The sequence below is a fragment of the Ruminococcus sp. CAG:379 genome (assembly GCF_000434255.1).
Classification (GTDB): domain Bacteria; phylum Bacillota; class Clostridia; order Oscillospirales; family Ruminococcaceae; genus Ruminococcus_F; species Ruminococcus_F champanellensis.
In genome coordinates this window covers 10,996-16,559 of sequence record NZ_FR894924.1, presented here as the reverse complement: position 1 = coordinate 16,559, position 5,564 = coordinate 10,996, and the positions used below count along the sequence as shown (strand labels likewise).

5 protein-coding genes and 1 pseudogene (1 of these 6 running past the window's edge) are annotated in these 5,564 nt (G+C 57.2%); all 6 read right to left on the bottom strand.

Annotated features, from left to right (window positions below; all coding sequences use genetic code 11):
* Positions 1-450: pseudogene (locus QVO51_RS09830) on the bottom strand (23S rRNA (adenine(2503)-C(2))-methyltransferase RlmN); the annotation flags it as partial.
* A 4-nt stretch (positions 451-454) separates the two neighbouring features.
* Entirely contained in the window at positions 455-1,759 is a 1,305-nt protein-coding gene (rsmB, locus tag QVO51_RS09825; RefSeq protein ID WP_022358253.1) for a 16S rRNA (cytosine(967)-C(5))-methyltransferase RsmB, read from the bottom strand.
* Positions 1,759-2,439 (bottom strand): zinc metallopeptidase, encoded by a 681-nt coding sequence (locus QVO51_RS09820; protein ID WP_022358252.1) that lies wholly within the window; start codon positions 2,437-2,439, stop codon positions 1,759-1,761. Before QVO51_RS09820 ends, rsmB begins: the two co-directional genes overlap by 1 nt.
* Position 2,440: 1 nt before the next feature.
* Entirely contained in the window at positions 2,441-3,394 is a 954-nt protein-coding gene (gene fmt, locus QVO51_RS09815) for a methionyl-tRNA formyltransferase (RefSeq protein WP_022358251.1), read from the bottom strand.
* A 26-nt stretch (positions 3,395-3,420) separates the two neighbouring features.
* Complete coding sequence (gene def / locus QVO51_RS09810) at positions 3,421-3,882, bottom strand: peptide deformylase (RefSeq protein ID WP_015557926.1); 462 nt, start codon at positions 3,880-3,882, stop codon at positions 3,421-3,423.
* 14 nt (positions 3,883-3,896) lie between these two features.
* Positions 3,897-5,564 carry the 3' portion of a replication restart helicase PriA gene (gene priA, locus QVO51_RS09805; RefSeq protein ID WP_441295920.1) on the bottom strand. The gene runs 804 nt beyond the window's last position, so only the last 1,668 of its 2,472 coding nucleotides appear in the window; the start codon falls outside the window, past its right edge — the gene reads right to left on this strand; the stop codon is at positions 3,897-3,899.

Sequence of the window (5,564 nt, the reverse complement as noted above, 5' to 3'; positions counted from 1 at the left end):
CGTCCTGCCGCTGTCCCGCTCCGCTTCGTAGATCTGTCCCAGCATTTCGCCGGGGGTCAGATTCCGCACAAAGCCTGCAATGGTGGAGGCGCAAAAGTTACACCCCATCTTGCAGCCCACCTGGGTGGATACGCAAAGACTGTCCCCGTGCTTGTATGCCATCAGCACGGATTCGATCAGGGATCCGTCAGAAAGCCCATACAGATATTTTACCGTATTATCAATAGCGGATTCAAGCCTTTTTACGACAATTAGTCGATTTATACAAAAAGAATCAGATAATTTTGTGCGAAGCGACAGTGACAAATCCGTCATTTCTGAAAAATCCGTTGCCTTTCGGCTGTGAAGCCAGGTAAAAATCTGCTTTGCCCGGAATTTCGGTTCGCCGGCTTCTGCCAGCCAGTCCGACAATTCCCCGAAGGACAGGGATAAAATATCCGTTTTGGTCACTGTATCACCTCGCTCGCTTCAGCTTTGCCATGAAAAACCCGTCACTGCCAAAGCAGCCCGGATGCAGCGTCACCTTCCAATTGCCAAAAGGCTCCCCCAGAGTTTCCAGAAAGGAGACTCCCTCAAATTCCGGATGCTGCTGCAAAAATCCGTCCACCACCCCATCGTTCTCCGCCCGGGACAGGGTGCAGGTGGAATACACCAGATACCCGCCGGGCTTTACATAACGGGCAGCGTTTTCCAGAATCTTCGCCTGCACCGGAGGAAGTCCGGCAAAGACCGCCGGATCCTTATACTTGATCTCCGGCTTGCGGCGGATCACCCCAAGCCCGGAACAGGGCACATCGCACAGCACCCGGTCCGCCTGGGGCAGCTCCGGGTTATGTATGGATGCATCCCCGGTCTGGGCATGCACACACTGCAAATGCAGCCGTTGTGCCCCCTGGGCGATCAGCTTCACCCGGTTGGTATGCAGATCAAAGGCATACAGCTGCCCCCGATCCTCCATCAGCTCCGCCAGGGTAAAACTCTTTCCCCCAGGTGCTGCGCAAAGATCCAGCACCGTATCACCAGGCTGGGGATCCAGCGCCAGACAGCATAGCTGGGATGCCAGATCCTGCACATGGAACATGCCCTGGGCAAAGGCATCCGTCCGGGTCACATCGCCCCCCTGCACCCTGTAGCAGTCCGGCAGAAGAGGATGCTTCTCCACGGAGATTTCCCCCATGGCACGGAGGAAGGCAGGCTCATCCCCTGCCAGAGGGTTCCGCCGCAGAGTCACCGGGGGCCGCCCCAGTGCATCCGTCAGCAGAGCGTCCATCACCGATTCCCCGTATTCAGAGGAAAGCTGTTTTATGAGCCAATCCGGCGCACAGTACTGCACCTGACGACGGAGCGCAGGATCCTTTGGCGCCGGAATCTGCTTTCCGTCCCGGACAAAGCCCCGGAGCACCGCATTTACAAAGCCGGATGCGCTGGTATACCGGAGCTTTTTGCATGCGTTTACACACTCATTCACTGCCGCATTGTCCGGGATCCGCATATGCGCCAGCTGATAAACACCGCAGCGCAGCAGATTCCGCACGGTGGGATCCAGCTTTTCCGGGGGCTTTTTGCTGTACCGGGACAGCACATAGTCCAACTCCGGCAGCCGCTCGATCACTCCGTAATACAGGGCGGACACCCGGCTTTTCTGCTGGGGGTTCAGATCCGAATCCCGCAGTGCCCGATCCAGAGCAATGTTGGAATAGCCCTGTGCCCCGAAGGTCTTGTCCAGAAGCCGAACGCAGAATACAAGTTCAGCGCCCATCAGTCACGATTCCCCCGGATGGCGATTAGCCGCAGCAGGTTCAGCAGTGCGGTTGCCAGGGCTGCCACATAAGTCAGCGCCGCCGCAGTCAGCACCTTGCCGGACTGTGATACCTCATTGCTGTCCAGAATATGACTGGATTCCAGGGTGTTCAGGGCACGGCGGCTTGCGTTGAATTCCACTGGCAGAGTCACCAGTTGGAACAGTACCACCAGAGAGAACAGCAGAATACCCAGATCTATCAATGGAAGTGCCTGAAAAATCACACCCAGCACCACCAGAGGATAGGACAGGGTAGAGCCGATCTGGGTGGCAGGAATGATGGCAGCACGGAGTCGCATGGGTGCGTACTCCTGGGCATACTGGATGGCATGTCCCACCTCATGGGCGGCAACCCCCACCGCTGCAACGGAGGTGCTGTTATACACCCCATCCGACAGGCGCACCACATTGGTTCGAGGGTCAAAATGATCCGTCAGTTCGCCGCTGACCGATTCGATGCGGACGTGATACAATCCGTTCTGATCCAGGATCTGCCGGGCAGCCATAGCCCCGGTGATCCCCCGGGAATTGTGGATCTTCTTATACCTACTATAAGTGGATTTCACATTCCACTGTGCAAGCAGCGCTATGAGAAAACCAATCAGCACAAAGCCGTATCCATAATACATAAAGGGCATATCAAAGAACCTCCGTTTCGAATTTCATCCCATTTTTGATGGAATTCCCCCGCAAAAAATCCTCTGTCTTCAGCCGTTTGCCCCCCTCGGCCTGCAGCTCCAGGATCCGGATGCAATGTCCGTCTCCGCATGCGATGGTCAGATCTTTGGCGTCTACAATGGTGCCTGCCAGCGCCGGATCTGCTGTCCGCTCGGACAAGGCTGACCGTAATAGTTTATGCCGCTTGCCCCCAAGAAATGCAAAACCGGTAATACCCCGGATCAGATTGTGAATCTCCCGGGCGGGCTTTGTAAAATCGATCCGGCTCATATCCTTGCGGATCATGGAAGCGTAGCAGGACAAAGCGTCATCCTGGGGCACCGGCGTCAGGGTTCCCTGGCAGATGCCCGCTACTGTTTCCAGCAGCACCTTTGCCCCAAGCTCCGACAGCCGGTCATGGAGCTGACCACTGGTTTCCTCCTCCCCGATGGACAGGGATTCCGCCAGCAGCATGTCCCCCGTATCCAGCCCCTGCGCCATCTGCATGGAGGTGACGCCGGTTTCCGTTTCTCCGTTGAGGATACACCACTGAATGGGGGCGGCTCCCCGATATTTCGGAAGCAGAGATGCATGGATATTCACACAGCCAAACGCCGGAAGCTCCAGCACCTCCACCGGCAGGATCTGCCCGTAAGCCACCACCACGATCAAATCCGGTTGCAGTGCCCGTAACGTCTCCAGCGCTTGTGCCGCATCCTCCCCCTTCCGCAGGGACAGGGGTTGGTACACGGGAATGCCGTATGCCTGGGCAGCTGCCTTCACCGGGGTGGGAATCAGCTTATAGCCCCGCCCCTTGGGCTTGTCCGGCTGGGTGAATACCGCCTGTACCCGGTGTCCGCTTTTTGCCAGAGCATGCAGGCAGGGCACGGAAAAATCCGGCGTTCCCATAAACACAATATTCAGCTTGTCCCTCATTCCGGTTCCTCCTGTCACATTCTGATTTATGCGTCTTCCATCTGTACGAATTCATCCACCAGACGGGTAAACAACAATCCGTCCAGATGATCCGTTTCGTGGCATGCACACCGGCACCCCAGCTCCTTCAGGTCCATGGTAAATTCCTTCCCATGCCGGTCATAGGCACGGAGCCTGCACTTGTTGGGTCTTGTTACATATCCCCACTGGTTGGGGCAGGACAGACAGCCCTCCACGTCCCGCTGCTTGCCGCTTTCCTTCAGGATCACTGGGTTCACAGCCTCTACCCTGCCGTCTCCCACGTCCATTACGAATACACGCTTGAGGATGCCAACCTGGGGTGCAGCCAGTCCCAGACCCTTTGCTTTTTCCAGGGTCTCAAACATATCATCGATCAGCTGTCCCAGCTTGTCGTCAAATTCCTCCACCGTGCGGCAGGGCTTGCTTAAAATCGGATCCTCACTTGTTACAATGTTACGAATAGCCATTACGTTCTCCTTCCTTATACGCCGATGTCTCCGTTCATATCGGCGAATACCCGGACACGGGCAAATTCCTTATAAGAGCCGGTGCTGCACAGCAGCTGCCGGATGAACTGCCGGAATGCGGCGTTGTTCTTGCATTTTAAAATGATCCGGTACCGGTATTTTCCGTTCAGCTTTCCATAGGTACACCGGACAGGCCCCAGCACCCGCAGAGGCATGGAAATATGTTCGGCGGCGATCTTATCCCGCATCATCCGGAGCATGGTATCCGCCGCAAGCTGCACCTGCTTTTCCAACTCAGAGGACAGACCAATCACGCAGATATCACAGATGGGCGGAAACATCAACGCCTTCCGCAGGGCGATCTCCTCCCGGTAGAATGCCCCGTAATCCTGCTTTGCCGCCAGATTCAATACATAATGATCCGGCAGAAAGCTTTGCAGAATGGCTCTTCCCTGCTTGCCGCCCCGCCCGCCTCTGCCCACCACCTGGGTGATGAGGGAGAAGGTACGCTCATAGCTGCGGAAATCCCCGGCAAACAGTGCCTTGTCAATGGACAGCACCCCGACCAGAGTCACGTTGGGGAAATCCAGTCCCTTGCCGATCATCTGGGTGCCCACCATGATATCGTACTCCCCCCTGCCGAAGGCACGGAATTTTTCCTCGTATGCCATCCGGGAAAAGGTGGTGTCCGCATCCATTCGCAGGATCCGGGCACCGGGCACGATCTCCCCCAGGGCTTCCTCCAGCTTCTGGGTGCCAAAGCCCATCTGCTTCAGATGGGTGCTTTTGCAGTTGGGACATTCCTGCACCGGAGGGGCGCAATAGCCGCAGTAGTGACACATAAGGCTGTCGTTTGCCCGGTGATAGGTCAGAGGCACGCTGCAATTGGGGCATTCCACCGGAGTATTGCAGTCGCAGCATGCAATGATGGTGTGATACCCACGCCGGTTCAGCAACAGCAGGCTCTGCTCCCCGGCAGCCAGATTCTGCTGTAGCTGCTGGGTGAGCAGATTGCTGAATTCACTGCCGTTGCCCTGTGCCCGTTCCTGGTTCATGTCCACAATGTCCACCGTGGGCAGCACTGCATTGCCGTATCGCTCCGGCATTTCCAGCAGCTGATACAGCCCCCGCTGGGCGTAATAGTAGCTTTCCAGGGAAGGGGTGGCGGACGCCAGCAGCACGGAAGCTCCGTGGGTTCTGCACCGATGCTTTGCCACATCCGCTGCATGATACCGGGGGGCATTGTCGGATTTGTAGGAGCGCTCCCCTTCCTCATCCAGGATAATCAGCCCCATATCCGACAAAGGGGCGAATACGGCGCTCCGGGTACCGATCACGATCCGTGCCTCCCCCCGGCGGATCCGCTTGTATTCGTCCATCCGCTGCCCCAGGGACAGATTGCTGTGGATCACTGCCACCCCATCCCCGAACAGCTGCTGGAACCGGGACACGATCTGGGGCGTCAAAGCTATCTCCGGGATCAGCAGCATGGCCTGCCGCCCCAGGGACAGTGTGTGGGCAATGAGGGCTTCAAACACAGCGGTCTTGCCGCTGCCGGTGACTCCATGCAGCAGGAATACCTTGGGGATCCTGCTGTGGATCTGGGCTGCCACCGTATCATACACCTTCTGCTGCTGGTCACTGAGCCGGATCTGGGACGGATCCCGCCGCTGCTCCGGTCC

Excerpts from the sequence above, each read along its gene's own strand:
- QVO51_RS09820 (WP_022358252.1), bottom strand. The coding sequence starts at position 2,439 with ATGCCCTTTATGTATTATGGATACGGCTTTGTGCTGATTGGTTTTCTC.
- def (WP_015557926.1), bottom strand. The coding sequence starts at position 3,882 with ATGGCTATTCGTAACATTGTAACAAGTGAGGATCCGATTTTAAGCAAG.
- fmt (WP_022358251.1), bottom strand. The coding sequence starts at position 3,394 with ATGAGGGACAAGCTGAATATTGTGTTTATGGGAACGCCGGATTTTTCC.
- rsmB (WP_022358253.1), bottom strand. The coding sequence starts at position 1,759 with ATGGGCGCTGAACTTGTATTCTGCGTTCGGCTTCTGGACAAGACCTTC.